The following is a 25,674-nucleotide window of genomic DNA, read 5'->3' as shown; positions in this document are numbered from 1 at the left end:
CCGGTCAGCGGCGCCGGCAGTCGTAGGACACCGGGGTCTGGGCCTGCACCGGGGACGGTGAGGTGATGTTGACGGTGGCGGCCTCGGTCGTGCTGCCCACACCGCTGAAGGACCAGCGCAGCGTCAGCTCGACGGTGCGCTGCCCACGCCCGACCCGTTCGGTCAGCAGGCTTCCGGGCGCGCTGCCGGTGCGCAGCCACTGATAGCGGATCTGCCCCGCCCGGCCGTTGGTCGACACGGTGGCCACCACGTCGACGGTGACGTCGCACCGGTCCCCGGCCGGCCGGGGAACCGCCACCGTCACCCCGGTGACCTCCAGTGGACTGATCCGCTGCCAGAGATAGAGGCCTACGACGGCGAGTAGCGCGACGGTCAGCAGGGTGGACAGCACCGACGTCACCGTGCGCCACGCCGAGCGCCGCCGTGGCGGCGGTGCCGGCCACGCGGGCGCCGGCGGTGGCGTCGTGGGCACGCCCGGCCCGAACCGCACCTCCCCGCCCACCGGCCCGGCGAAGGGGGACCCCACCCCGGCCCCGACAGTACGCCCGGGCCCGACGGTTCGCCCGGTGTCGACAGCCGCCGGGGTGGTCCGCTCCCCCGAGGCCGGGTACGCCGTCCATCCCGCGCCGGTCTGACCGCCCGGGGCGTGCCCCGGCATCGTCGGCTCGCCGCGGGCCAGGTGCGCCGTGGGCTCACCGGCGGTCAGGTGGACGGTCGCCTCACCGGCGGCCAGGCGCATGGTCGGATCCCCGGCGGCCAGGTACACGGTGGCGTCAGCGGAGGGCAGGGGCGCCGTGGGCTCGTTGGCCGCCAGGTACACGGTGGCCTCCTCCGTGGCCAGAGGTGCCGTTGGCTCCCCGGCGGTCAGGTGCACGGTGGCGTCGGCCGAGGCCGGGGGCATCGTCGGTGCATCGCCGGCCGGCAGCCGGTGGGTGGGCAGCGCCTCGGTCGGATCGTTCGGCTGGGTCACGGCGGCCCGCCCTCCGTCGTCGTGGTCGGCATCGGGTGTCCGGGCTCAGCCCGGGGTGCAGAAGGAGCGCAGCGTCAGGTAGACCGGTGAGCCCTCGGGCGAGGCGTTGCCGGCCTCGTCGACGGCGACGACCCGAACCGGTATCCGGATGCTGCTCGCCGGCCGGGACAGCTCGCCCAGGACGCCCCGGAACACCCCGCGCCCATCGGACGTCATCGCCACCTCGGCGGTGCGACCGTCCAGGGTGTACCGGGCGCTCACCCTCAGCTTCCCCACCGTCGTACGGTCGTCGGAAACGATCGCGGAGACGGTGCTGGACGTGGGTCCGTACGGGCAGCCCTTGGGATCCAGATCGGTCGGGCTGGCCGTGACCCGGCCGACGGACGGGGCGACGGTGTCCGCCGGTGGTGGCGGGCTGGTGCTGGTCGACGGGGTCGGCGGGGCGGGGGCCGAAGACGTCGGCGGCTCGCCGGTGCCGACGGGATCAGGTGCCGCCGTCGTCGTCGCGGTTGGCTCGGCGGAGGGAGTCGGGGTGGGAGTCGGGGTGGACGTCGCCGTGGGCGGCTCGGCGGCCGACACGGACGGCTCGCCGGTCGGACCGGTCGTCGCCTCCGGCGCGGCCGGCGCGGCGGCGGGCAGCGGCTCGTCGCGGGCGGCGTAGCTCAGGCCGGCCCCGCCGAGGAGCAGCGCCGCGGCCAGCCCGCCGCCGACCAGCGCCGCCCGGGCCCTGCCGGCGCGCAGCCACGTCCACCGGTTGGTGCCCGCACCGAACGTCGTGCTGGCCAGGCTGGTCGCGCCGCCGGTGCCGTCCGGGAACGGGAAGAGGGCAGCGAGCAGGGCCGCCCGTCGGGCCAGCTCACGCAGGCCGCGCTCCTCCCACCGGTCCCCGTACACCTCGGCCGCGACCTGCTCCAGCAGGGCGAGGAAGACCTGGGCGGGTTGTGGTCGCTCGGCCGGCTGCTTGGCCATGCCGTGCCGCAACAGGTCGTGCACCGGCGCGGGGGCCGGGTCGGTGGGAATCGACGCGTGGGCATGCTGCTGGCGCAGGGTGAGCAGGTCCCGCCCGTCGTAGGGCGGCTGCCCGGTGAGGCACTCGTAGAAGGTCGCGGTGGCGGCGTAGATGTCGCAGGCCGGGCTGGCCGGCGCGCCCGTCCACTGCTCGGGTGCCATGTAACGGGGGGTGCCGGTGACACTGACCCCCGAGCTGCCACCCACCGGCATGGCGATACCGAAGTCGGCCAGCTTGCTGGTGCCCTCGGCGGTGACCAGCACGTTCTCCGGCTTGTAGTCGCGGTGCACGACGCCCCGGGCGTGCGCCGCGCCGAGCCCGGCCAGCGATCCCTTGAGGACGCAGAGCGCCGACTCCGGGGCCGTCGGCCCGTGCGCGCGCAGCATCTGCCGCAGCGACACGCCGTTGACCAACTCCATGACGATCGCCGCCCCGGTGGGCGACTCGACGTACTCGTAGAGACGGGAGACGTGCGGGTCGTCGATCTCGGCCAGCAACCGGGCCTCGGCGCGGAACGCGCCACGGAACGACGGGTCGTCGCCGATCCCGCCGGTGAGGTACTTGATCGCGACCGGTGTGCCGGTCGCGTCGTGCACCGCGAGGTCCACCCGGCCGGACGCGCCGGCGCCGAGCTGCCGCACCGGGCGGTAGCCGGAGACCTGCCAGCCGGTCACGCGTTCACCTACCCGTCCCGGAGGCGGTGGGGCCGCCTCCGGTGGACATTGTGGTCGCGGGATCGGGTGCGCCCATCGGCGCAACGGCTACTTCCGGCCCCCGGACGTCCGGGACGTTCCGGCGGGTGGCGGCATGGTCGGTTACGGACACATGACACTCGTACCACCTGAGGGCAAGCCCGCCGCGCACCCGCGCCGCGGCTGGCTCAGGGTACGGCCCGTGGGCAGCCCCGCCCCGGCCGTGGTCAGGTCAACGGGCCTCGGTGGCCATCGCCGGTCGCCGGCACGCCCGGTTCCGTCCGCCCGGCCTGCGGGCGCTCTGCCACTGGCGGGCGCTCCGCCGCCGGGGGCTCGGTGTCGCGGGTGAACTTGTCGAAGAAGCGCAGCAGCTCCACCGGGAACGGCATCACCAGGGTGCTGTTCTTCTCCGCCGCCACGTCCACCACGGTCTGCAACAGCCGCAACTGGTACGCCCCCGGGGTGCCCGCCATCGCCCGGGACGCGTCGGCGAGCCGGCGGGACGCCTGGTACTCGCCATCGGCGGCGATCACCCGGGCGCGGCGTTCGCGTTCCGCCTCAGCCTGACGGGACATCGACCGTTTCATCCCCTCGGGCAACGCGACGTCCTTGACCTCGACCCGCTCGATCAGCAGCCCCCAGGGCTTCTCCGTGGGCGCGTCGATGACCGCCTTCAGCTCGGCGTTGATCCGCTCCCGGTCGCCCAGCAGGGTGTCCAGGTCGGCCTTGCCGATCACCGAGCGCAGGGCGGTCTGCGCCACTTGGAGCACGGCCGAGGGGTAGTCGTGGACGTTGACCAGCGCCTTCACCGGGTCGACGACCCGGTAGTAGACCACCGCGTCGACGGTGAGGGTGACGTTGTCCCGGGTGATCGCCCCCTGCGGGGGCACGCCGATCACGGTCGTCTGCATGCTGACCCGGACCATCCGGTCGGCGACCGGCACGATCAGCCGCAGGCCGGGTTCCCGGACCGGCGTCAGCACCCGGCCGAAGCGGAAGACGATGCCGCGCTGGTACTGCTGCACCAGCCGGATGCTCAGCGCGCCGACGAGCGCCAGGAACAGGATCACGATCACCACGCCGATCACGACGGCTTCCACGGGACCCCCGATCCGGACGGCTCTACCAGGCCGGCCCTTTCCCGGCCTGTCGCGAAGTAGTCCCGGAGCCGGCGATCATCTTGTTCTCGTCGCTCATCCCGCAGACCCGCCCCGGCCGAGGGTGCGGGCACCCGTCAGCGCGATCCCACAGGCCGCGGCGGCGCTCAGCGGGGCGATCAGGAAGCCGACAGTCACCTCCCCCGTGGCGTCCAGCAGCGCCCCGGCCGCTGCCGCGCCACCCGCGCTGCCGACCGAGAAGGCCGTCGCCGCCCAGGCGAACGCCTCGGCCACCGTGCCGGCGGGCGCAAGGTCGTCGAGCGCGACGAAGGCGATGGTCAGCAGTGCCGGGAGCGCGAGTCCGCTGACCGCCATCAGCACCAGCATCACAGCCGGGGCCGGAGTGAGTAGCAGGGGCAGGTAGCCGAGGGCGAAGACCCCGACCACGCGGGGCAGGGTGGCGTAGCGGCGCAGTCCGCCGAAGCGTACGAAGATCAGGCCACCGATCAGCGCCCCGGTGGCCTGCGCGGCGAGCAGCCAGCCCGCCCAGGACCGGGCCCCGGCCGACTCGGCGTAGCCGGTCGCGGCGACGGTCACGCTGCCCACCGCCGCGCCGACCAGCACCAGTGCCCCGAGAACCAGCCGGAGCCGGCCGGCCCGCAGCGGCCCGGCCCAGTGTCGTACCGCCGGCTCGCCCCGCCAACGCCGGACCGCGTCGGTCGTGGCGAACCAGACGGTGCCGGCGGCCTGGAAGAACGCGGCGGCGGCCAGACCGCCGGCCGGACCGACCAGGCCCACGGCGGCGAGCGTGACCACCGGACCGAGAATGAAGATGGTCTCCTGCACGGCGATGTCCAGGGTGTACGCGGTCTGCACCCGGTGCGCGGGGAGAAGGCCGCGCCAGAGCACCCGCAGGCACGACTCGAACGGCGGTGCGCCCGCTCCGGCCAGGGCGGCGGCGAAGACGGTCACCGGCAGGTTGACGTGCGCGGCGGTGAGCGCGAAGCCGATCGTCGACGCCGTCACGGCCAGCCACAGCACCGGCGGCTGCCGCCAGCGGTCCGCCATCCGGGCGAGCATCGGCTGACCCACCGCGGTGCCGGCGGTGAACGCGGCGACCAGCAGCCCGGCCACGGTCAGCGTCATCGTCTCCCGGGCGAACACCAGCAGGGCCAGGGGGGCCGCGCCGAGCGGGATCCGGCCGAGCAGGCTGGCCGCCAGGACCCGGGCGGTCTGTGGCGCCCGGAGCACCGCGAGGGCGGAGGTGTCGGTGGGGTCGGCGTCGGTGGGTCGCCCGCCGCCCGACGAACGGTCGGCGGGCGGTACGAGTTCGGTGTCATCGGGCACGGGCATGACTGGGCGCTCCCGGATCGTGGCGGAGGTGGACCGGAGGTCGACGGAGCACCGGGCCGGTCAGGGAGCGAAGTCGGAGCGTTCGTGGTCGTCGCCGTACAACGGAAGTTCCGGGGTGATCCAGCGGCCGTACGCGGCGGCGACGACGTGCAGCGCGATCACGGTGGAAAGTCTAGACCTGACGCTGGCGCCGAGCGTGGACGTGCTCCTGGAGGCGTACCGGCCCCCGCGGCACGTCGGCGGGGCGGTCGAGGAGTGACGCTGACCTGCACGGGGGTCCGCGTGAGCGTGGTCATAGCGGCTGGACGGCCCCCCGTGGCGGGGCTAGCCTCGTCAACAGGTCATGAGCGCCAGCGTCAAGCCCCGGCTCGCTGGCCGGCAACCCTCGTCCGCGCAGGGGTGCCCCGGGTGAAGACCAGGCACCGGAGCGGCTCCGGTGCAAGCGCGGCCTGGTTCCCAGGTCGACAGCGACCGAGGGAGAGCCATGTCCTTTCGCATCTGCGTTCCACCGGCGGTCCCCGCCGTGGCCCTGACGTCGCCGGCCCTGATCCGGCGTCGCCACATCGACATGATGCGGGTCTGCGCCACCTCCTGTCGCCCCGGCGACCCGCGCTAGGCGCGCCACTCCCCTCTTCCAGGCACCACTTTCCCAGCGGTACGCCCACCGGGCGTCCCGCCGGCGCCGCACGCCTGTGCCCGCCGCCGGAACACCTCATTCGGAGACACCTGTGCGAATCCTTTCTTCTGTGACCCGGGCCGCCGCCCTCGGCGTGGCCGCCGTCCTCGCCGCCACCGCCCTGACCGCGTGCGGCGACGACGCGGCCGGCACGGCCGACAACCCGTACAACCTGCTCCAGGCGGGCGTGCTGCGTACCGGCACGCTCACCGACGCCCCGCCGAACGTCTATCTCAAGGACGGCAAGTTCACCGGCTTCGACAACGACCTGCTCACCGCGGTCGCCGCGAAGGTCGGCCTGAAGGTGGAGTTCGTCGGCACCGACTTCTCCGCCCTGCTCTCCCAGGTCAACAACCGCAAGTTCGACGTCGGCAGCTCCTCGATCACCATCACCGAGGCGCGGAAGAAGACGGTCGACTTCGGCAACGGCTACGACTTCGGCCACTTCGGACTCGACGTGCCGGCCGGCTCGTCGATCACCGGCTTCGACCAGCTCACCGGCAAGCGGGTCGTGGTCGTGCAGGGCACCGTCCAGGACGACTACGCCACCGGCGAGGGGCTCGACCCGGTCCGGGTGCCCGACTACAACGGCGCGATCAACCAGCTCAAGGCCGGCACCGCCGACGCCTGGATCGCCCCCGCCGAGATCGGCGACAAGTCGGCCGCCGACAGCAGCGGCAAGATCACCGTGGCGGCCAAGCTGCTCAGCCCGGCGCCCACGGCGTACGCGTTCGCCAAGGGCAACGACAAGCTGCGCGAGGCGCTCGACAAGGGCCTCGACGAGGTGATCGCGGACGGCACGTGGAGCCGCCTGCAGGCCCAGTACTACCCGGGCCGCTCGATCCCGGCCGACTTCAAGCCGGGCAGCGGCACGGTCCCGGTGCCGGCGGCGTCGGCCACCTCCTGACACGTACGGACGACGAGCGAGCGGGGCGGTAGGAGAGACGATGGATCCGTTGAGCACCCTGTGGGAGACCTTCTTCGACTGGGACTCCATGCGCGAGGCGCTGCCCGAGATGCTGACGGTGGGGCTGCCCAACACGCTGATCCTGGCGATCTCCGCCGCCCTGCTCGGCTCGGTGCTGGGCATGGCACTGGCCGTCGCGGGCATCTCGCGTACCCGATGGTTGCGGTGGCCGGCGCGGGTCTACACCGACGTGTTCCGCGGCCTGCCGGCCGCGGCGACGATCCTGCTCATCGGCGTCGGGCTGGCACCGCTGGGCATGCAGGTGTGGGGGCCCAACCCGTATCCGCTGGGCATCCTGGCGCTGTCGCTGATCGCGGCGGCCTACATCGGCGAGATCTTCCGCTCCGGCATCCAGTCGGTGGAGGCCACCCAGCTGGAGGGGGCCCGGGCGCTGGGCCTGTCCTGGGGCGAGGCGATGCGCCTGGTGATCGTGCCGCAGGGCATCCGGCGGGTGCTGCCGGCCTGGGTGAACCAGCTGATCGCGCTGATCAAGGACTCCAGCCTGGTCTACTTCCTCGGCCTGCTGGCCAGCCAGCGGGAACTGTTCCGGATCGGGCAGGACTATGCGGCGAACACCGGCAACCAGTCGGCGCTACTGCTGGCCGGGCTCTGCTACCTGGTGCTGACTGTGCCGCTGACACACGTCGTCAACTGGATCGACCGGCGGCTGCGGCACGGCCGGCAGGCTGCCGCGCCCGACGACGCCGATGACGACCTCGACCTGGCACTGCCGGGCGCGGCGGGAGGAAACCAGCGATGAGCATCGACACGACGACCTCGGTGAGCCTCAGCGTCCGGGACGTGCACCTGGCCTTCGGGGCGCACCGGGTGCTGCGCGGGGTGGACCTGGATGTGGCGCGCGGGGCGACGGCCTGCGTGATCGGTCCGTCCGGGTCGGGCAAGTCCACCCTGCTGCGCACCATCAACCGGCTGATCGAGCCCGACCGCGGCGACGTGCTGCTCGACGGGCGCAGCGTGCTGGGCGACGACCCGGACGCCCTGCGGCAGCGGGTCGGCATGGTCTTCCAGCAGTTCAACCTCTTTCCGCACATGAGCGTGCTGCGCAACATCACCCTCGCGCTGCGCCGGATCCGCAAGCTCGGTGAGGACGAGGCGGTGGCCCTCGCCCGCGACCACCTGGAGCTGGTGGGCCTGGCGGCCAAGGCCGACGCCCGACCGGCGCACCTGTCCGGCGGGCAGCAGCAGCGGGTCGCGATCGCCCGCGCGCTGGCGTTGCGCCCGCAGGTGATGCTCTTCGACGAGGCGACCTCCGCGCTGGACCCGGAGCTGGTGAAGGGCGTGCTGGGGCTGATGGCCGAGTTGTCCGCCGGCGGCATGACGATGGTGGTGGTCACCCACGAGATGGGGTTCGCCCGCGAGGTCGCCGACACCGTCGCGTTCATGGATCGCGGCGTGGTGCTGGAGGCCGGCGAGCCGGCCGCGGTCTTCGAGCGGGCGGAGCACCCCCGGCTGCGCCGCTTCCTGTCCCAGGTGCTCTGAAAGCCCCTCCGCATCGGCGTGGGCCGGACTCTGGCGCGGCCCGGCGCCTTGGCAATATCCTCCACTGCACATGCGACTGTTGGCGCTCCTTTTCACCTCGGGGCTCCTCAGCCGCCTGCCCGGCCGCAGAGGAGATGCCATGCACGTCGAGAACTCCGCACTGGACCGCCGGACCCTGCTGCGGGCCGGCCTCGGCGCCGCCACGGTCGCGGTCGTCGGCAGCCAGCTCGCCCTTCCGGGCACCGCGCAGGCGGACCCCGGCACCGACCTGGACTGGATCTACAGCTGCGACGAGTGGGGCGCGCGCCCGCCGAAGGACCCGCTGGCGGTCAGCGCCATCCCCACCAACAAGATCATCGTGCACCACATGGCGTTCCCGAACGTCACCGACTACTCCGAGGCGCAGGGAATCAAGCTGGCCCGCGACTGCCAGAACCTGCACATGGACGGCAACGGCTGGTCCGACACCGGCCAGCACTTCACCATCAGCCGCGGCGGCTACGTCATGGAGGGCCGCCGGGGCAGCCTGGAGCGGCTGCGGGCCGGCGACCGGCAGATGATCTCGGCGCACTGCCCGGGCGAGAACGGCCGGGCCATCGGCATCGAGAACGAGGGCACGTACGTCACCGAGACCCCACCGGAGGCGCTGCTGGACTCGCTGGTCACGCTCTGCGCGACCATCTGCCGGCGGTACGGGCTGCACGCCCACGACATCTTCGGCCACTGGGACTTCCGCACCACGCTGTGCCCCGGCGCCTCCTTCTACGGGCAGTTCCCCACCCTGCGCCGCCGGGTCTTCGAGTCGCTCGGCACCGACCTCGCCGACGTGCCGGCCCGCCGCTGGCCGGACCTGTGGCGCTTCGTCGGCTCCCCCAGTGTCCGGGTGGTGCAGTACCTGCTGGCCCACCGTGGCTACACCGTGCCGATCAACAGCGTCTTCGACGCCGCCACCGTCGCGGCGGTGCAGGACTGGCAGTACCGCAACGGCATCCCGGTCGACGTCGACGCCACCCTCACCGCGCCCACCTGGGAGACCCTGGTGCCGGAACTGGGCAAGGACGCCACCGGCCTGCCGGTCACCGCCGTGCAGTTCCTGCTGAACTTCCAGGGCCGTTCCGAGGTCACCGTCACCGGCGAGTACGACCACCCGACGAAGATGGCCGTCAAGGACGTCCAGCGGCGGCACGGCCTGCCGGCCCACGGCAAGCTGGACGTCGACACCTGGTGTGCGATCGTCGGCGGCGTCGTACGCCGGTCGTTCCGCCACTGACCACCGCCGCCGGCCCGTGGGACGGACCATCTCCGACGGGCCGGCGAAACGCGGTCGTACCTGACTCGCACCAGCCCTCTGGTCTGCGACGATGGCGCTCTCACGACCGGAGGAGGGTGCTGTGGCGTCGCGACTCAACCCGTACTTCAGCTTCCCGGGCAGCGCGCGGGAGGCGATGGAGTTCTACCACCGCGTGTTCGGCGGTTCGCTGTCGATGGACACGTTCGGCTCGATGGGCACCGACGATCCCGCGCTGACCGACAAGATCATGCACGCGATGCTGGAGACCGACCGGGGCTTCACCCTGATGGGCTCGGACACCGCGCCCGGCATGGAGCACGATCCCGGCAACAACGTCTCCGTGAGTCTCAGCGGCGACGACGCCGACGACCTGCGCGGCTACTGGCAGAAGCTCACCGAGGGCGGCACCGTGACCGTGCCGCTGGAGAAGCAGATGTGGGGCGACGAGTTCGGCATGTGCGTCGACCGCTTCGGCATCGGCTGGATGGTGAACATCGCCCAGCAGCCGCAGGGCTGACAGGTGTAGCAGCGGCACGAGCGGGTAGGGACCGGTGTCCCGACGGGCCGGGGCTGGTGTGCCCCGGCCCGCAGCCGCCGGCCAGGGGGTGTGCCCGATGCTCTCGACACCTGCGCACTCCCGGCCCGGTCGCGCCCGCCCCGGCCCGAACCCGCCCCGGCCGCGATGACCCGGGTCCGGAACCTGCGCGTCCGCCCGGACCTGCTGTACGTGGCGAGTGGCTGGAGCACGCTGGTCACCGACGTCCGTGGCCGGATCACCGGCGTCGACCCGCAGGGCTTCTTCGCCCGCAACACCCGGGTGCTCAGCACCGAACGCGTCAGCGTGGACGGCCGCGAGCCCGTCCCGTTCAGCACGGCCAACGTGGCCGGGCACGCCCAACTCTCGTACGCCGCCCTCGGCGACGGCGAGACGCTGCCCTCGCGCGCGGCCTACCTGCTGGTGGAGCGCTTCGTCGGCGAGGGACTGCGCACCCGGCTGACCGTGGTCAGCTACGCGGAGGTGCCGCTGGACCTGCGGCTGCGGATCCAGCTCGCCGCCGACTTCGCCGACACCAGCGAGGCCGAGACCGGCCGCCGAGTGCAGTCCGGCCCGGTCGACGCGAGTTGGGACGACCGGGACCGGGAGCTCCGCCTGACCTACCGGTGTGACGGCCTCGACCGGGCGGTGGCGATCCCCGTCCGAACCGACCTGCCCGTCCGGTACGCCGACGACACCCTGACGGTCGACCTCGCCGTGCCGCCCCGGGGATCCTGCCGGGTGGAACTCCTCGTCGAACCCGTCTTCGACGGGCAGCGCCTTGTCGCGCCACCGCCGACCTTCGCCGAGCCGGACGACGCCGCCGCGCACGCCCGGGGCACCCTCGCCCGCGAACTCGCACAGCTGCACAGCAGCAACTTCGACGTCACCGCCGCCTGGCGGTGCGCGGTCGAAGACCTGTCCGTGCTGCCGCTGGGCGAACCGGACGGGCCGACGGCACCGATCGCCGGCCTGCCGATCTACCAGGAGATATTCGGCCGCGACACGATGACCGCGTCGTGGCAGGCCCTGCTCGCCGGGCCGACGATGCTGGCGGACAGCCTGCGGCTCAACGCCCACCACCTCGGGCGGCGCATCGACGACTGGCGCGACGAGGAACCCGGCAAGCCGCTGCACGAGGCCCGGCGGGGCCCGGTGTCCGCACTCGGCATCGACCCGTTCGCCGGCTACCACGGCGACTGGTCGACCGCACCGGACTTCCTGATCTTCCTCGGCCAGTACCTGGCCTGGACCGGGGACCTCGACACGGTGCGGGACCTGCTGCCGACCGCGCGCCGCGTCCTGGCCTGGATCGACCGGTACGGCGACCTCGACCTGGACGGCTTCCTCGAATACCACCGCCGGTCCCCCGCCGGCCTGAAGAACCAGGGCTGGAAGGACTCCGACACCGCCATCGTCGACGAGCACGGCGAGGTGGTGCCGAACCCGATCGCGACCAGCGAGTTGCAGGCGTACTGGTACGCCGCGCTGCGGCACGCCGGGGTGGTGTTCGCCGCGACCGGCCATCCCGCCTTCGGCGCCGGCCTGGTGCGCCGGGCCGCCGCGCTGCGGCGCCGCTTCCACCGCGCCTACTGGATGCCGGAGCGGAGTTGTCACGCGATGGCGCTGGGGCCGGACAAGCGGCAGGTCCGCTCGGTCAACTCCAACGACGGGCACCTGCTGGCGACCGGGATCGTGCCCGCCCGCCTCGCGCCCCTGGTCGCCGACCGGCTGCTCGCCCCCGACATGTTCAGCGGCTGGGGTGTACGCACCCTGTCCTCGGCACACCCGGCGTACAACCCCTTCAGCTATCACCGGGGCAGCGTCTGGCCGGTGGAGGCGGGCACGATCGGCCTGGGGCTGGCCCGGTACGGCTGCTGGGAGCACCTGCACCGGCTCGCGGAGGGGATGTTCGCCGCGGCGGCGCTCTTCACGGAGCACCGCCTGCCGGAGGTGCTCAGCGGCCTGCCCCGCGACGACGCCCACCCGCACCCCGGCGTCTACCCGGACTCCTGTTCCCCGCAGGCCTGGTCCGCCAGCGCGGTCGTCGCGCTGGTCCAGGCGCTGCTGGCGCTGCGCCCGGCCGCGCCGCTGCGGACGATCTTCGTCGACCCGCACCTGCCGGAGTGGCTGCCGGACCTCACGCTGGAGGGCGTACGGGTCGGCGGTCACACCATCGACCTGACCGTACGGCGTGGGCGCGGCGGGCGTACGTCGCTGCGCGCCCGGGGCGACCGGATCGCGGTGATCCGCCGGCCCACGCTCCAGGCGTCGGCGACCCGACGCCGGTCCTGATTGGCTGATCCGGCTGGTCCGGATTGGCCCGACCCAGCCGGCCAAGATCAGCCGGCGGGGGTCCTCCGGCCGGATCGGACGCGAGGGCCGGCGGGACCAGCCGACGCAGCGCGGAGGGCGGCGGACGCAGCCGACGGGACTAGGATCCTGTCGTGGCCGACCGGGGGCTCGTCCAGGACGACGAACGGTTGCGTCGCATCAAGGCGGTGACCGACGCGACGCTGTCCCGCCTCGACGCGGCCGACCTGTTCGACGAACTCCTCGACCGGGTCCGGGACCTGCTCGAAGTCGACACGGCGGCCATCCTCCTGCTGGACACGCACGCGCAGCAGCTCGTGGCCACCGCTGCCAAAGGACTGGAGGAGGAGGTCCGGCGGGGTTTCCGCATCTCCGTCGGCCGCGGGTTCGCCGGCCGGATCGCCCTGACCCGACGGCCGGTGGTCATCGAGGAGGTCACCTCCGACGCCGTGGTCAACCCGGTCCTGCTGGCGATGGGGCTGCGGTCGCTGCTCGGCGTGCCGATGTTCGCCCGGGGCGAGCTGATCGGCGTACTGCACGTAGGCACACTGCGTCACCGCGGATTCACCGCCGACGACGTCCGCCTGCTGGAGCTGGTCGCCGACCGGGCCAGCCAGGCCAACCTCACCCGGTCCCACAACCTCGACCACAACGCCGCCCTCGCCCTGCAACGCAGCCTGCTGCCCACCCAACTGCCCGACGTGCCGGGCCTGGACCTGGCCGCCCGGTACGTGCCCGGGCACGTCGCCGGGATCGGCGGCGACTGGTACGACGTGTTCACCCTGCCCTCGGGCTGGCTGGGCCTGGTCATCGGCGACGTGTCGGGCCACGGCCTGAAGTCCGCCGTGATCATGGGGCGAATCCGCAGCGCGCTGCGCGCCTACGCGCTGGTCTGCGACGACCCGGCGGAGGCGTTGACGCTCCTCGACCGTAAGGTCGGCCACTTCGAGGCCGGGAACCTCACCACGGCGCTCTACGCCATGATCTCCCCCGACCGGGCCCGCATCCGGCTCTCCGCCGCCGGGCACCTGCGCCCCGTCCTCGCCGTGCCAGGCCAGCCGGGCACACCCGTCCCGGTCCACGCCGACCCCCCGCTCGGCACGGGTCGCCGACCGCCGGCCCGGCACCACACGGAGGTGGACTTCCCGCCGGGCGCGGTGCTGGTCTGCTTCACCGACGGCCTCGTCGAACGCCGCCACGAGGTCATCGACGTCGGCCTCGATCAGCTCGTCGAGACGGTCCGGCCGGCGCCGGCCGAGGAGGTCTGCGCCACGGTGATGGGCGCCCTCGGCGCCGAGCAGCCGACCGACGACATCGCCCTGCTGGTCGTCCACCGTCTCCCGACGCGGCACTGATCCGCACACCGGCCCGTTTGGCGCAGGACGATCGCGGAAAGAGTGGCGGGTATGAAGTGGGCAAGCCGAGCCGTACCCGCCGCCGCAGTCGCCGCCGTCGCGGCCCTCGCCGCGCGCGACCTGATCCAGCGCGACCACGCCTTGCTGCGTACCTTCCCGGTCCTCGGTCGGGCCCGGTACCTGCTGGAGGCCATCGGGCCGGAGCTACGTCAGTACATCGTCGCCGGCAACAACGAGGAGCGGCCGTTCACCCGCGACCAGCGCCGCTGGGTGTACGCGTCGGCGAAGCAGCAGAACAACTACTTCGGCTTCGGGACCGACAACGACATCGAGTTCACCCCCGGATATCCGATCATCAAGCACCGCACCTTCGGTCGGACCATCCCGCCGTCGGCACCGGACGCCGGGCACGACGTGCGGCTGCCCTGCGCGAAGGTGCTCGGCGCCGCCCGGGGCCGGGCCCGCGCGTTCCGGCCCGAGTCGATGGTGAACATCTCCGGGATGAGCTTCGGATCGTTGTCCGGCAACGCCGTCGAGGCGCTCAACCGGGGCGCGGCCCTGGCCGGCTGCCTGCAGAACACCGGCGAGGGCGGGCTGTCGCCGTACCACCGCAAGGGCGGTGACCTGGTCTTCCAGCTCGGCACCGCCTACTTCGGCTGCCGCGACGAACATGGCCGGTTCAGCCTGGAGCGGCTCAAGGAACTGGTCGCCGACGCGCCGGTGCGGGCGCTGGAGATCAAGCTCAGCCAGGGCGCGAAACCCAGCCTCGGCGGCCTGCTGCCGGCGGCCAAGGTCTCCGCCGAGATCGCCGCGACCCGGGGCATCCCGCAGGGGCGCGACTGCGTCAGCCCGTCCCGGCACGCCGAGTTCTCCGACTGCGACAGCCTGCTGGACTGGGTGGAACTACTCGCCGCGGAGACCGGCCTGCCGGTCGGCATCAAGTCCGCGGTGGGAGACCTGGGCTTCTGGGAGGAACTGACCACCCTGATGCGCGACACCGGACGCGGGGTCGACTTCGTCACCGTCGACGGCGGCGAGGGCGGCACCGGCGCCGCACCGCTGATCTTCACCGACTCGGTGTCGCTGCCGTTCCAGCAGGGCTTCGCCCGGGTCTACAAGGTCTTCGCCGAGCGCGACCTGCACGAGCGGGTGGTGTTCGTCGGCGCCGGCAAGCTCGGCCTGCCCGACAACGCGGTGGTGGCGTTCGCGCTCGGCTGCGACATGGTCAACGTCGGCCGGGAGGCGATGCTGGCGATCGGCTGCATCCAGGCCCAGAAGTGCCACACCGACACCTGCCCCACCGGCGTCGCCACCCAGAACCCGTGGCTCGCCCGGGGTGTGGACCCGGCCTCGAAGTCGGTCCGCGCGGCGAACTACATCCGTACGCTGCGCCGGGACCTGGTCAAGGTCGCCGAGGCGTGCGGCGTCGAGCACCCGGGCCTGATCGACACCGACGCGATCGAGGTCCTCGGCGGCCGGACCGCCTCCCACCCGCTGCACGAGGTGTACGGCTACCGTCCCGAGTGGGGACTGCCGTCCGCCGCCGACCGGGCGCAGATCGTCCGGCTGATGACGGCGGAGGCCCCGCAGGGCGGCACCGCCCCGCCCTCGCCGACCGCGATGCCCTGACCTCCTTCCTGGCGCTAACGGCGCCCGGCGCTGCTGGACGGGTCGGTGCGCGAGATTCCCGGCAACCTACGGCTGAAGGTGCTGCACGAGTACGCCCAGACACGGATGTAGTCCTTCGCCACCACCGGGGAAAACACCTAGCATCGCCGGAATGTCGATCACCCCTCGGCGGTGCCGGGTCATGATGCTCGCCGCGGCCACCCTCTTCCTGATCGTCGCCCTCGTCGTCCGCGCGGCGGCCGGCGGCGGCCTCGAACAGCACTCCGGCACCGCGCTGTACGCGTCCATGGTCTGGGCCGGGGTGTTGTTCCTCCGGCCGCGCCTGTCGCCACCGGCGGCCGGCGCGATCGCGATCGCCTTCTGCTGGGCCGTCGAGATGTCGCAGCTGACCGGTATACCGGCGGCGCTGTCGGCGCGCAGCCTGCTGGCGCGACTCGTGCTCGGGGTGCAGTTCGATCCGGTCGATCTCGCCTGGTACCCCGTCGGGGTGCTGCCGCTGGTGGCGGTGCACCGGATCGTCGCCACCCGCGCCCGGCGCCGGCGGTCGACGGGGTGAGTGGGCGGCGCCGATAATGGCGCGCGCCGTGGCGGCTGCCCCGCCTATCGTCGCCCGGTGCTGATCAGACGCGAGACCCCCGCCGACGTCGACGCCATCCGGGCGGTGCACCTCGCCGCCTTCGCCGACCCCGAGAAGCCGGACGCCGTACCCGTCGAGGCGGGGTTGGTGGACGCGCTGCGGGCGGACGTCGGCTGGCTGCCGGCCCTCTCCCTCGTCGTTGCCGACGACGACGGGTGGCTGGTCGGGCACGTGGTGTGCACCCGGGGGCAGATCGCCGGCGAGCCGGTCGCGCTGGGGTTGGGGCCGCTCGGCGTGCTGCCGGCGTGGCAGCGGCGGGGAGTCGGCTCCGCGTTGATGCACGCGGTGCTCGGCGCGGCCGACGCCCGCGACGAGGCCCTGGTGGTGCTGCTCGGGCATCCCGACTACTACCCGCGCTTCGGGTTCCGCCCGGCGGTCGACCTCGGCGTCACCCCGCCGCAGCCGTGGGGGTCGCAGTACTTCATGGCGCGCCCGCTGGGCGCCTGGCGGCCGTCGATCCGGGGCGAGTTCAGCTACGCCCGCCCGTTCGACGAGCTGTAGGCCACTCGTCGGGCCGCGTTCGGTCAGGTCAGTGCCGTCCTCACCGGGCTCCGCACGAACATGTGTTCCAGGTATCTGATTGGTTGCACTAGCGGCGCTTCTAGGATTTCGATGCGCTGGGTGTGCCAGCCTCAGCCAGAATGATGCAGGACCTGGGGTGCTTATGGATGAGACGTGGACAGTAGAGGGCCGGGTGGGCGTTTTGGCGCCGGGCGACGTGGTATCGGTCCTTCGTCGCCGAGTCGATGACGACCAACGCGAGACATGGCTGACCAGTTCCTCTGGTCGGTCGCTGGCGTTCGTGACCAACACCGAGCGCGTGATGGTGATGCTTCTTGAAGGCGTTGGTGATCCCGGCGAACACGCTGTCGACCCCGAGGCTGAGGATCCAGAGGAGTTCGGCGATGGATACGCGCTTGCGAATGGGCAGGACGATGAGTATCCGAACGGAGAAACCGTGCCGTTCGACTCGGCATTGATGGCTGTGGAACATATCGTCCGGACGGGCTCGTGGCCGGCTGAGACGCACTGGGTGTCAGACCGATAGATGATCGGCACCGTCCGCTGCCCGCGCCAACCCCTCGGCTGACACCACCGACGAACGTCTCGTCCACGTTCGGGTCGGCGGCGCTCACCCGGGCGGTGCTGCTCGGCCGGGATCCCGGCCTGGAGATGCCGCTGCTGCCGGGCTGAGCCCGTAGGGCGGGTGGTGCCCCCGGTCCGGGGGCACCACCCGTCGACCCGACGCGCGGTCAGTGCCTCGGCAGGACGGCCGTGCCCTTGCGGTAGTTGCGGCCGTTGCCGTCGGGGCGGTAGTTGTTCTCGACGTTGCCCGCCGAGTCCACCGAGAACCAGTGGACCCTCGTGCCCGCCGGGACGGTCAGCGTCTCTCCGCCCTCCCGGATGCCCGCCGAGCCGTAGAGGGTGGACGCGTACGTCGGGGCGGCCCGGTCGACGGTGTAGAAGACGGCCGCCGGTTCGCTGGTGGAGAAGGTCACGTCCACCATGCCGGGTGTCGCGCTCGGCGCGACTGTCAGCGTGCTGCGCGGCCGGGTCTTGTCCTTGGCGAAGTCCCGCGCCACCCGCAGCATCTCGACGAGGCCGTTGGCGAACTCCATCGCCTCCTCGTGCGCCTCGTCCCACTCCGGTTGGAAGGAGGTGCCGACCTCGAAGTTCCAGGCGTAGATGCCGTACTTGTACCAGAGCATGTCGCCGGAGTTGCCGGCCGCCGAGTAGAGCACGTCGGAGATGGGGCCGGTGCGGGCCGGGGTGACCGCCATGTTGCGGTGCCGTTTGATGGCGGCCAGGATCCGCGACGAGGCACCCCAGAAGGCCGACTCCTCGGCGAGCGTCGGTCGGGGCGCGGAGACCCGGCCGGGCAGCGCGTACGCCCCCGGCGACCACATGAAGTAGTTGCCCGAGGAGTGCAGGTTCATCGAGAACTTGATGTTCGGGCGGGAGGCCAGCCAGTCCAGGTTACGGTTCTCCGGCTCGGACAGCTCGCTCGGGCCGGCGTACGTGCCGCTGGTGCAGCTCGACGACGCCCCCGAGTAGCCGTCGAAGAGGCTGTACTCCGTGTAGTTGCGGTTGTTGTCCACGCCCCAGGAGTTGCGGGCCAGGAAGTCGGCCGCCCCGGTCGTCGGGCAGTGGTTGGTCATGTTCTTGCGCTGGGAGTTGAAGTCGTAGAAGGAGTAGTGACCGCCGTCGGGGTTGACCGACGGGGCGATCCAGATGTCGAGGTTGTCCAGCAGTTCCCGGGTCCGCCGGTCGTGGGCGTAGTTGCGCAGCAGCCGCTCGGCGGTCTCGACGGTCACCAACGGCGGGACCCACTCGCGGGCGTGTTCCTGGGCGTAGGCGAGCACACCGAGCTTCGAGCCGTCCCGGTGTTTGCCGATCCGGATGGCGTACACCGGGTGCGGGTCGCGCGAGACGCTCGCCGGGGCGCTCAACCCGTCGGTGAGCGGGGTCCGCGCGGCCGGCGCGACCACGCCGGTGCCCGGGCTGCCCCGATAGGCGTACGCCCGTAGCAGCGTCCCGGCGTCGGCGTTGAGTGCCGCGACGACCTGGGCGGCCGTGCTGGTGACCGTGCCGGCGGCGTCGGTGCCGAGGGTGACCCGGACGGCCCGGCCGGTGACAGCCACCGACAGCGGCGCGTTCGCCGTGCCCGGGTCGGCGAGTTCCACGGAAATGTCGTTGCCACCCTCATGGCCCCAGGCCAGGGAGTCCACCGCGACGCGGCTGTCGGTGGCGGCGCCGAGCACCGCCTGGGCGTGCCGCCGGTAGCCGTTGGTCTTGTGCGGCAGCTCCACGACCTGGGCCAGCCTCGGGAACTGGGCCGCGAGCTGGTGGATCCGCGCGTACAGCTCGGTGGGGGTCAGGTAACTGGTGACGAAGTCCTTCTGGTAGCCCGGGCCCTCGGGGCCGCTGCCGGGGGTGGGCAGCCACTCCCGGACCTTCGCGACGGCGACATCACCGGTCGGGCTGGTGATCCGGATCCGGTCGGGCCGGCTGGTCACATTCGCGGCGCCCCGGTGGTAGAGGTAGACGCCGGCGTCGACGAAGCGGGAGATGGTCTGCGTCCCGCCGGAGCCGATGGCGGTGCCCGGGCCGCTGTCCCGCTCGACGGTGAGGGTGTCGGCGGCTGTCTGGCCCTGCGCCCACTTCGCCTCGACGGAGAGGATCTGGTCCGTCCCGGAGGTGTACCAGTCCGCTCTGATGATCTTGACATCGGAGGCGGCCGACGCGGCCGGGCCGAACGTGGCGGCGGCGAACTCCCGGTTCTGCGCGACGTGCCCGGCGATGGTCGCCTCGCGTTCCGCCACCCGGGCCCTGGCGTCGGCCGGACGGTGCAACACCTTGCCGAGGGTGAAGCCCGCCCTGGTCAGCGCCGTGGCCTCGGTGGCGGTGACGACCGCGTGCGCGACGACGCCGTCCTCGGTGCGGGTGACGTGGTGGTCGAGGTCGACGCCGGTGGCGACGAGGGCATCCAGTTGGGCAGTGCCGGCGAGCAGCACCTCGACGACGTTCGCCTCCTCGTCGGCGACCCGGACGAGTTCGACGGAGGGCTCGGCGGCGGGAATGACGGCCGAGGCCGGGCTGACCAGCAACACCACGACCGTGGCGGCGGCCAGCGCGGCGGGGACGGGAAGGCGGCGTCGCCACCGGGGACCTGAGGAATCACGCATCTGTCGACCCTTCTGTCGGTCGCGCGCCATGTCTGCGGCGTCACGACCTGGTGGAAGAGAGGTGGTGGTGTCCGGTGAGGCCATCCTCAGTGCGCACGAAGTGATCTGTCAATCCCTGTCGATGTCTCGTCCGCCGCCTGAGGTCCTCCGGCTGTGGGCGGGATGGCCGTGGCCGAGCGACGGACACCACGAGCAGGCCGAACCGCTGCGCCGCGCGGTACGCACACTCCTCGCCCGGGCAGTCGCGCCGGCCTCGCCCAGCCGGGCCGATCATTCGTCGCTGCTCGCCCCGGCGGACGCGGTACGCCACCTCAACGACGCCGCCGCGCGGCTGCCCACCAACCCCCGCCTGGACTGGCCGGACGGCGCGGCACCGACGCTCACCCGGCACGCCGGCCCGGCGGAGCCGCGGGTACGGCTCGGCGCCGCGCTGCGTGCGGTACTTCGTCAGGGAGCACTCGCGCCAGCAGTGGTGCAAGCCGTCCTGCGGCAACCGCGCCCGGGTGGCCCGCCACTACCAGCGGCACCAGGCCGAGCGATAGCCGCGGGGTCACTTGTGCAGACCAGTGCTGAGTGGGTGTGCCCAAGCCCAACCTGAATGCCGCCCACATACTTACCCGAGCAGCTTGGGCAAGCTCACGGGGAGAAGGCAACAGACATGACGAAGCAGCGCCGAATGACGTTTCCGATCACAGCGCTCGTCCTGGTTCTCTGCACACCGGTAGCGTCCTGGTGGCTCATCGGCGACCTGACCAACGACGAGGCCCGGCAACTCGCCGCCGAGGGCGCCGATTTGGACTACGCGATCCGGCCGGTGAGCCTTGGTCCAGCGGGGGATCGCATCTTCGGCGCCCTGGCGTGCGTCGGCGCCATCGCTGCGGTTGCCGGGCTGGTCTGGGCCATGTCACGCCACCGCCTCGATCCCCGATGGTGGCGGGTGCTGCTGCCACTTGTCGCGGCCGGCGTCCTCGTCGGCTTCGCCTGGCGGGTGCTGACCGCCGGGGGAATCGGCGCCAACATCGGAGCGGGCCTGATGATCATGGCAGGTGGGCCAGTCCTGGCGGTCATGCTGACAGTTGCCGCAGTCGCCACGCTGCGGATGCGCCGGAGCAGGCGTGTGGGGTGCGGCGGGTAGCGCCGATCCTCGGCTGAACGGTGGGGCGGGTCGGGCGCATGTGAAGGAATTCTTCAACACCATCAATCCCGATGCAAGGTCTCGACATAGACAGCTGTCGCGCTATATGGTGCGGCGACCCGGGCGACATGATCACAGTCGCCCTTGCAAGTCGACGAGGAGTGACAGTGACTGTTCGGAGACCCTCGCGTCGGGTGAGCCAACTGCTCGGTGGCGCAATAGTCCTGATGATCGGCCTGACCGGCCAGCCAGCCCAGGCCGCGCCGCAGCAGGGCGCGGGGACGCTCGCCGCCGCCTTCGACCAGGCGGCGGCCCGATCCGACGTGCCGCGCGACCTGCTCGCCGCGCTCGGGTACGCGGAGACCCGGCTGGACAACCACAACGGCGAGCCCAGCGCCTCCGGCGGGTACGGCGTGATGCACCTGACCAGCAACCCGAAGGTGCGGACCCTCGACGAGGCGGTGCGCCGGGCTCGACTGGACCGCACCGAACTACGCACCCGGGACGCGGCGAACGTCGCCGGCGCGGCGGCGGTGCTCCGCTCGTACGCCGATCAGGCCGGGCTCACCGCGGCGCAGCGCGACGACGTCAACCAGTGGTACGGCCTGATCGCCCGCTACGGCGGCTCGTCGGACAAGGCCACCGCCCGGCTGTACGCCGACGCCGTGTACGACCTGCTCGCCAGCGGGTTCAACGCGACCACCGCCACCGGCCAGGTCGCCGTGGACGGCCGTCCGGTCGCGCCCCAGCGGGGCGACTACGCCGCCGTGGCGCCGCTGGGCACCGCCGACATCGGCATCCAGAGCACCGACTACGGCCCGGCGGCCTGGGTGCCGGCGAACTCGTCCAACTACACGGTCTCCAGCCGCGAGTCGGCGTACCCGATCAACTACATCATCATCCACACCATGCAGGGCAGCTACTCCGGCTCGATCAGCTGGTTCCAGAACGCAGCCGCCGGCACCAGCGCGCACTACCTGCTCCGTTCCTCCGACGGCGCGGTGACTCAGATGGTGCGGGACAAGGACGTCGCCTGGCACGCCGGCAACTGGACCTACAACACCCAGTCGATCGGTCTGGAGCACGAGGGCTACGTCAACAACGCCTCCTGGTACACCGACGCGATGTACCGGTCGTCGGCCGCGCTGACGCGATTCCTGTGCGACAAGTACGGCATCCCGAAGACCCGCAACAACATCATCGGCCACAACCAGGTGCCGGGAGCCACGCACACCGATCCGGGTCCGAACTGGAACTGGACCTACTACATGCAGCTCGTCACGGGCACCACCACGCCTCCGCCGACCTCCTGGTCGACCATCGTGGACAACACCACCGCCGGGCGGTTCATCGCGAGCGCCAATTGGGCCACCTCGACGTACTCGGCGCAGCGCTACGGCGCCGACTACCGGTACGCCAACCCGGTCGCGGCCAGCGACACCGCCTGGTACAAGGTGAACATCCCGGCCACCGCCACCTACCGGGTGGAGGTCTGGTACCCGGCCGTCGCCGGCTACAACACCACCACGCCGTACATCGTGGCGACCAGCAGCGGCAACCAGACGGTCCACATGAACCAGACAGCCAACGGTGGCGGATGGCGCTCGCTGGGCAACTTCACCCTGGCCGCCGGGGACGCCAACAAGGTGGGTGTCAGCCGGTGGTCCGGTAACACCGGCTACGTGATCGCCGACGCGATCCGCATCACCCGCGTCTGACACGGCAACGCGGAAAGGCAGCAACGCTGTGGGTAAGGAAGGGTCCCCTGCTATCGGATTCCATATAGCAGGGGACCCTTCCTTACTATCGCAACGGCAGTTGCCTATTCGGGCGGGGCGCAGGTGGGTTCGCCGGTTCCTGCGGCCCCGCCCGGCCAACAGACGCCCGATCGAACGCGAGGGGTTCGCCGCCTGTTGGACAACCTCGAACCGATGACCGACGAGGATCTCGCCGAGATCGAGGAGCTTGCCAACGCCGCAACTCCGGGCCCATGGCACGTACGTCAGCTCGACGATGACTTCGCGCGGAATCCGGTCGCTGGATCTGAGACCCGCCCGCTATCGTCCGCAGCATGCGGCTGGAGAGGATCACCCCTAAGAACTACGAGGCGGCTCTGGCACTGTCCGTGCGCCCCGATCAGGAGGATCTGGTCTCGCCAGTGGTCAAGTCGCTCGCCGAGGCGTACGTATTCTCAGACCACGCCTGGCCGAGGCTGATCTATGACGACGTCCGGCTGGTCGGTTTTCTGATGGCTTTCCTCGACATCCCGTGGAGTCCCGACCGCAACGCCAACGACCTGCGCTCCGGCCTCTGGCGGCTGAACATCGCTGCCGGCGCCCAGGGCCGCGGCTACGGTCGCTTCGCCGTCGAAGCCGTGTCCGAGGAGATCCGCGCGCGCGGCGGCACCCAGGCGTACGTCACCTGGGAGCCCCGCGCCGGAGGACCGGAGAAGTTCTACCTGAAGCTGGGCTTCCGGCCGACCGGCGAGCAGAGCGGTGGCGAGACCGTCGGCGTCCTCGACCTTTGACGATCCAGATCGAACACCTGACAGGATGAGCGCGCACCGGGCAGACGGCCTGGGTCTCCGCGAGCGGCACGCCGTGCTCCTCGACGAAGCGGCGCAGCGCGTCGGTGGCCCCGCTGTAGATCACGCCGCCGCCGGCCACCAGCAGCGGCCGGCGGGCAGCCAGTCGCGGGCCGGGTCAGCGGCAGTCGCGGGTCGATCGTCTGGTCGGCCCGACTGCCCCGGATCCAGCCGTGCCGGGGATCCTCACGCCGCCTGCCCGGTGGACAGCAGCGACCCGGCGATATCCACGGCGGCGGCGACGTCGTCGTCCGGCGGATAGAGCAGGGCCCGGCCGACGACCAGGCCGCGCACGCCGGGCAGCCGCAGCGCCCGCTCCCACCGCGCGTACACCAGGTCCGGCGCCTCCACCGGGTCGCCGCCGAGCAGCAGCACCGGCAGGGTGGTCGCGGCCATCACCCGCTCCATCTCGTCGATCGCCGGCAGCTTCAGCCAGGTGTACGCGGAGGTGGCCCCGAGGTCCTGTCCGACGCTGACACCCCTGATCACCGCCTCCGGGTGCAGGTCGACGTTCACCCGGCCCCCGTCGCGCGTCACCCACAGCGGCTCGACCAGGGCGACGGTGCGGTGGGCGGCCAGGGCGGTGACCGCCCGGGCGCAGGCGTGCAGGGTCGACGCGCTGCCCGGGTCGGCCGGATCGATGCGGCACAGCATCTTGCCGCCGTCGTAGCGCATCGCGGCGATGCTGTCGGCGTCGTACGCGGTGAACCGGTCGTCGAGTTCGAACGCGGCGCCGGCGAGGCCGCCACGGTTCATCGAGCCGATGGCGAGACGGTTCTCCAACGCCCCGAGCAGCAGCAGGTCCTCCAGGACGTCCGGGGTGCCGAGCACGCCGTCGACGCCGGGCCGGGACAGCGCCAGGCGCAGCCGGTCCAGCAGGTCGGCCCGCCCGGCCATGGCCATCGGCCGGTCGCGTACGCCCAGGGAGCCACGGGCGGGGTGGTCGGCGGCGATGACGAACAGTGGCCGCCCGGGCTCGGGCCAGGGTCGGCGGGTGCGGCCGGCGGCGGCTTCGGCGATCGCCTGCGGCCGGTGTGCGCGGGTGCGGGTCAACGCCTCGTACTCGATGCTCACCGGTCTTCTCCTTTCGGTGCGGAAGCCCGACGGTTCCGGTTCCGAAGGCTGTTGACCACTCGGGCGTGGCTGTCGTCCATGCCGATCCGGCCGATGGTGAGCACGTCGAGCATGCGGCGCCCTTCGTCCCGGCCGGCGTCGGCGTGCCCACCGGCTCGATCCTGTCCCTGATTGGTAACAGTGCATGGTGAGTTGTGTCAATGTGTTGTCATGACAACCTCCCTATGCGCTCGGTGACCGTTTCGGTACAGTGGCGCCCACCAGCACGCCCGATCCCGCTCCGCCGAAGCGAGGAGGTTTCCGTGACCGGCCCCGAGATCGCGGTCGACCGCAGCAGCCCGGTCCCGCTCTACTTCCAGGTCGCGGAGCAGCTCGCCGCGGCGATCCAGCGCGGCGAGCTGGCCCCGGGAGATCGCCTGGACAGCGAGATGCGGCTCGCCGACCGGCTGGGACTGTCCCGCCCGACGGTGCGGCAGGCCATCCAGCAACTGGTCGACAAGGGACTGATCGTGCGCCACCGTGGGGTGGGCACCCAAGTGGTGCGCGGCGAGGTCCGCCGGGCGGTCGAGCTGACCAGCCTGCACGACGACCTGCTGCGGGCCGGACAGCAACCGTCCACCTCGGTGTTGGAGCTGACCACCGTGCCCTGCCCCACCGAGGTGGCCGCCGCGCTCGGCTTGCCCGCCGGCAGCGAGGTGCAGCACCTGCGCCGGCTGCGGTTCTCCGACGGGGAGCCGCTGGCGGTGATGGAGAACTGGCTGCCGACGGGCCCGGTGCGCCTGAGCGTGGACGCGTTGCAGGCCGGCGGCCTCTACGCGATCCTGCGGGCCGGCGGCCGGCGGATCCGGGGCGCGCACCAGCGGATCGGGGCGCGGGCCGCGACGACCGCCGAGGCCCGGATGCTCGGTGAGCGGCGGGGTGCGCCGCTGCTCACGATGACCCGCACCGCGTACGACGACCAGGGCCACCACGTCGAGCACGGCGCGCACATCTACCGGGCCAGCCGCTACTCCCTGGAGGTCACTGTCGCCGAGCGGTGAGGGTGAATGTTTCACGCTCATTTCAGTGACAGGTATTTACGTCGTAAGGCTGTCATGACATTGTGGCCGCAGATACCGCCGGCGGCGGACGTGCGGCCGGCGGGCGATCCGCGAGTCTCTTCTTGCGAAGG

The 25,674-nt window shown here is 72.1% G+C and carries 24 protein-coding genes and 1 riboswitch; of the genes, 17 read left to right on the top strand and 7 right to left on the bottom strand.

Translation table 11 applies throughout. The features are described from left to right. Nucleotides 1-4: 4 nt before the first annotated feature. The 4 genes from GA0070608_RS24200 to GA0070608_RS24185 all read right to left on the bottom strand — a co-directional run bounded on the left by GA0070608_RS24200 (nt 5) and on the right by GA0070608_RS24185 (nt 5,121). Nucleotides 5-970, bottom strand: coding sequence for a hypothetical protein (locus tag GA0070608_RS24200; RefSeq protein WP_091630774.1), 966 nt, complete (start codon nt 968-970; stop codon nt 5-7). Between the two features lie 45 nt (nt 971-1,015). Then, entirely contained in the window at nt 1,016-2,653 is a 1,638-nt protein-coding gene (locus GA0070608_RS24195; RefSeq protein WP_091630773.1) for a serine/threonine-protein kinase, read from the bottom strand. A 245-nt stretch (nt 2,654-2,898) separates the two neighbouring features. Continuing rightward, entirely contained in the window at nt 2,899-3,771 is an 873-nt protein-coding gene (locus GA0070608_RS24190) for an SPFH domain-containing protein (RefSeq protein WP_091630772.1), read from the bottom strand. 93 nt (nt 3,772-3,864) lie between these two features. Then, on the bottom strand, nt 3,865-5,121 hold the full coding sequence (locus GA0070608_RS24185) for an MFS transporter (protein WP_091630771.1): 1,257 nt from the start codon (nt 5,119-5,121) through the stop codon (nt 3,865-3,867). Between the two features lie 339 nt (nt 5,122-5,460). After that, nucleotides 5,461-5,572: riboswitch (SAM riboswitch) on the top strand. A gap of 295 nt (nt 5,573-5,867) precedes the next feature. On the opposite strand from GA0070608_RS24185, the gene GA0070608_RS24180 reads away from it, so the two are divergent. The 11 genes from GA0070608_RS24180 to GA0070608_RS24130 all read left to right on the top strand — a co-directional run bounded on the left by GA0070608_RS24180 (nt 5,868) and on the right by GA0070608_RS24130 (nt 17,072). Then, nucleotides 5,868-6,704: an ABC transporter substrate-binding protein gene (locus tag GA0070608_RS24180; protein WP_245715915.1), complete on the top strand. Its 837-nt coding sequence runs from the start codon at nt 5,868-5,870 to the stop codon at nt 6,702-6,704. 40 nt (nt 6,705-6,744) lie between these two features. Continuing rightward, complete coding sequence (locus GA0070608_RS24175) at nt 6,745-7,524, top strand: amino acid ABC transporter permease (RefSeq protein ID WP_091630769.1); 780 nt, start codon at nt 6,745-6,747, stop codon at nt 7,522-7,524. 2 nt (nt 7,525-7,526) lie between these two features. Beyond that, the gene (locus GA0070608_RS24170) at nt 7,527-8,264 is read left to right on the top strand and encodes an amino acid ABC transporter ATP-binding protein (protein WP_091636039.1); all 738 of its coding nucleotides are present in this window, start codon (nt 7,527-7,529) and stop codon (nt 8,262-8,264) included. Between the two features lie 139 nt (nt 8,265-8,403). After that, the gene (locus GA0070608_RS24165) at nt 8,404-9,534 is read left to right on the top strand and encodes a peptidoglycan recognition protein family protein (protein WP_091630768.1); all 1,131 of its coding nucleotides are present in this window, start codon (nt 8,404-8,406) and stop codon (nt 9,532-9,534) included. Between the two features lie 121 nt (nt 9,535-9,655). Further along, nucleotides 9,656-10,072, top strand: a complete 417-nt coding sequence (locus GA0070608_RS24160; protein WP_091630767.1) for a VOC family protein — start codon at nt 9,656-9,658, stop codon at nt 10,070-10,072. 165 nt (nt 10,073-10,237) lie between these two features. After that, on the top strand, nt 10,238-12,385 hold the full coding sequence (locus GA0070608_RS24155; protein ID WP_091630766.1) for an amylo-alpha-1,6-glucosidase: 2,148 nt from the start codon (nt 10,238-10,240) through the stop codon (nt 12,383-12,385). 152 nt (nt 12,386-12,537) lie between these two features. Next, nucleotides 12,538-13,758: a PP2C family protein-serine/threonine phosphatase gene (locus tag GA0070608_RS24150; RefSeq protein WP_091630765.1), complete on the top strand. Its 1,221-nt coding sequence runs from the start codon at nt 12,538-12,540 to the stop codon at nt 13,756-13,758. Nucleotides 13,759-13,809: 51 nt separating this feature from the next. Further along, a complete protein-coding gene (locus GA0070608_RS24145) occupies nt 13,810-15,387 on the top strand; it encodes an FMN-binding glutamate synthase family protein (protein ID WP_091630764.1) in 1,578 nt (525 codons plus the stop codon). A gap of 151 nt (nt 15,388-15,538) precedes the next feature. Next, a complete protein-coding gene (locus GA0070608_RS24140; protein ID WP_091630763.1) occupies nt 15,539-15,943 on the top strand; it encodes a ribosomal maturation YjgA family protein in 405 nt (134 codons plus the stop codon). 57 nt (nt 15,944-16,000) lie between these two features. Beyond that, a complete protein-coding gene (locus GA0070608_RS24135; RefSeq protein WP_091630762.1) occupies nt 16,001-16,525 on the top strand; it encodes a GNAT family N-acetyltransferase in 525 nt (174 codons plus the stop codon). Nucleotides 16,526-16,688: 163 nt separating this feature from the next. After that, nucleotides 16,689-17,072, top strand: a complete 384-nt coding sequence (locus tag GA0070608_RS24130; RefSeq protein ID WP_091636035.1) for an Imm1 family immunity protein — start codon at nt 16,689-16,691, stop codon at nt 17,070-17,072. Between the two features lie 205 nt (nt 17,073-17,277). Here the strand turns inward: GA0070608_RS24130 and GA0070608_RS24125 are convergent, their stop codons facing one another. Then, on the bottom strand, nt 17,278-19,710 hold the full coding sequence (locus GA0070608_RS24125; protein ID WP_091630761.1) for a M14 family metallopeptidase: 2,433 nt from the start codon (nt 19,708-19,710) through the stop codon (nt 17,278-17,280). Between the two features lie 434 nt (nt 19,711-20,144). Between GA0070608_RS24125 and GA0070608_RS33630 the strand changes: the two genes are divergently transcribed. The 4 genes from GA0070608_RS33630 (at nt 20,145) to GA0070608_RS24105 (ending at nt 23,372) form a co-directional block, all read left to right on the top strand. Continuing rightward, nucleotides 20,145-20,252 carry a CGNR zinc finger domain-containing protein gene (locus tag GA0070608_RS33630; protein WP_245715914.1) on the top strand — a complete coding sequence of 36 codons (108 nt, stop codon included), beginning with the start codon at nt 20,145-20,147 and terminating at the stop codon, nt 20,250-20,252. Nucleotides 20,253-20,386: 134 nt separating this feature from the next. Beyond that, the gene (locus GA0070608_RS24115; RefSeq protein ID WP_091630760.1) at nt 20,387-20,845 is read left to right on the top strand and encodes a hypothetical protein; all 459 of its coding nucleotides are present in this window, start codon (nt 20,387-20,389) and stop codon (nt 20,843-20,845) included. Nucleotides 20,846-21,612: 767 nt separating this feature from the next. Continuing rightward, the gene (locus GA0070608_RS33625) at nt 21,613-22,563 is read left to right on the top strand and encodes a golvesin C-terminal-like domain-containing protein (RefSeq protein ID WP_245716140.1); all 951 of its coding nucleotides are present in this window, start codon (nt 21,613-21,615) and stop codon (nt 22,561-22,563) included. Between the two features lie 353 nt (nt 22,564-22,916). Then, a complete protein-coding gene (locus GA0070608_RS24105) occupies nt 22,917-23,372 on the top strand; it encodes a GNAT family N-acetyltransferase (protein ID WP_091630758.1) in 456 nt (151 codons plus the stop codon). On the opposite strand, the gene GA0070608_RS34370 is transcribed toward GA0070608_RS24105, so the two are convergent. Then, the gene (locus tag GA0070608_RS34370; protein ID WP_091630757.1) at nt 23,263-23,535 is read right to left on the bottom strand and encodes a hypothetical protein; all 273 of its coding nucleotides are present in this window, start codon (nt 23,533-23,535) and stop codon (nt 23,263-23,265) included. The genes GA0070608_RS24105 and GA0070608_RS34370 overlap by 110 nt on opposite strands. Nucleotides 23,536-23,615: 80 nt before the next feature. Continuing rightward, complete coding sequence (locus GA0070608_RS24095) at nt 23,616-24,503, bottom strand: Cgl0159 family (beta/alpha)8-fold protein (protein WP_245715913.1); 888 nt, start codon at nt 24,501-24,503, stop codon at nt 23,616-23,618. Nucleotides 24,504-24,568: 65 nt separating this feature from the next. On the opposite strand from GA0070608_RS24095, the gene GA0070608_RS34020 reads away from it, so the two are divergent. Next, nucleotides 24,569-24,694, top strand: a complete 126-nt coding sequence (locus tag GA0070608_RS34020) for a hypothetical protein (RefSeq protein WP_281186144.1) — start codon at nt 24,569-24,571, stop codon at nt 24,692-24,694. Between the two features lie 111 nt (nt 24,695-24,805). Then, nucleotides 24,806-25,543 (top strand): GntR family transcriptional regulator, encoded by a 738-nt coding sequence (locus GA0070608_RS24090; protein WP_245715912.1) that lies wholly within the window; start codon nt 24,806-24,808, stop codon nt 25,541-25,543. The last annotated feature ends 131 nt before the right edge of the window (nt 25,544-25,674 follow it).

This window comes from Micromonospora peucetia, assembly GCF_900091625.1.
Taxonomy (GTDB): domain Bacteria; phylum Actinomycetota; class Actinomycetes; order Mycobacteriales; family Micromonosporaceae; genus Micromonospora; species Micromonospora peucetia.
The sequence above is the reverse complement of the archived record's forward strand: the minus strand, read 5'-3'. Positions and strand labels throughout refer to the sequence as shown.

Excerpts from the sequence above, each read along its gene's own strand:
- GA0070608_RS24185 (WP_091630771.1), bottom strand. The coding sequence starts at position 5,121 with ATGCCCGTGCCCGATGACACCGAACTCGTACCGCCCGCCGACCGTTCG.
- GA0070608_RS24175 (WP_091630769.1), top strand. The coding sequence starts at position 6,745 with ATGGATCCGTTGAGCACCCTGTGGGAGACCTTCTTCGACTGGGACTCC.
- GA0070608_RS24165 (WP_091630768.1), top strand. The coding sequence starts at position 8,404 with ATGCACGTCGAGAACTCCGCACTGGACCGCCGGACCCTGCTGCGGGCC.
- GA0070608_RS24155 (WP_091630766.1), top strand. The coding sequence starts at position 10,238 with ATGACCCGGGTCCGGAACCTGCGCGTCCGCCCGGACCTGCTGTACGTG.
- GA0070608_RS24145 (WP_091630764.1), top strand. The coding sequence starts at position 13,810 with ATGAAGTGGGCAAGCCGAGCCGTACCCGCCGCCGCAGTCGCCGCCGTC.
- GA0070608_RS24140 (WP_091630763.1), top strand. The coding sequence starts at position 15,539 with ATGTCGATCACCCCTCGGCGGTGCCGGGTCATGATGCTCGCCGCGGCC.
- GA0070608_RS24130 (WP_091636035.1), top strand. The coding sequence starts at position 16,689 with ATGGATGAGACGTGGACAGTAGAGGGCCGGGTGGGCGTTTTGGCGCCG.
- GA0070608_RS24125 (WP_091630761.1), bottom strand. The coding sequence starts at position 19,710 with ATGCGTGATTCCTCAGGTCCCCGGTGGCGACGCCGCCTTCCCGTCCCC.
- GA0070608_RS24115 (WP_091630760.1), top strand. The coding sequence starts at position 20,387 with ATGACGTTTCCGATCACAGCGCTCGTCCTGGTTCTCTGCACACCGGTA.
- GA0070608_RS24105 (WP_091630758.1), top strand. The coding sequence starts at position 22,917 with ATGCGGCTGGAGAGGATCACCCCTAAGAACTACGAGGCGGCTCTGGCA.